The organism is Vibrio sp. 10N.222.55.C6 (genome assembly GCF_041473395.1).
GTDB lineage: Bacteria > Pseudomonadota > Gammaproteobacteria > Enterobacterales > Vibrionaceae > Vibrio > Vibrio crassostreae_C.
In genome coordinates, this window is sequence record NZ_JBFRSD010000780.1 from 1 (window position 1) to 584 (window position 584).

General features: G+C 39.4%; 2 pseudogenes. Both read left to right on the top strand.

The window, feature by feature from the left end:
• Positions 1 to 287: pseudogene (locus AB4486_RS26130) on the top strand (3-deoxy-D-manno-octulosonic acid transferase); the annotation flags it as partial.
• Positions 288 to 290: 3 nt separating this feature from the next.
• Positions 291 to 584 (top strand): annotated as a pseudogene (locus AB4486_RS26135) (hypothetical protein); the annotation flags it as partial.

A 584-nucleotide genomic window follows, 5' to 3' on the forward strand; every position in this document is an offset into this window, starting at 1 on the left:
TTGCTCGCGCAATGGTAGAGCATATGGAAAACAATATAACCGACGCACCTATTGATGGTTATATTGGTAATGAACGGACGACATTAGAGTACAATATTTTTTGGACACACCCACCTTTGGTTCGTCAGGGTAGTAAAACCGGTGCATTTGATAGTGAGTTGAGTGGTAGAACCTCAGGGCTTTATGCGACGGTTAGAAGTTGGTTTAAAGAGGGATACCGAACTCATGTTCGAAGCCATGTCAGCAGCAAGCACAAAGCACTTTTTAAAAATATTACGAAGTACTAAATTATGAAATCAGAATTGGCTAGAAAACACTTAACATTTGTCATTTATGGCAATGATAGAACTTACTATCAAGGCGCAAGATTTTGCATTTTGTCTTTTTTAGCCAATTGGGTTGAGGAAAATGGAACTCGGCCTGAAATCTCTGTTCTAGCGGAAGAGCCTGAGCACTTCGCTAATATGCCAATTAAAGTGTTTCCGATATCGCCTGATCAAAAGGCTGAATGGAGTCTAGACAATACTTATCACTTCAGAATCAAGAACCGCGGCTTAAAATATCTTTGTGATAATTTAGAGTTG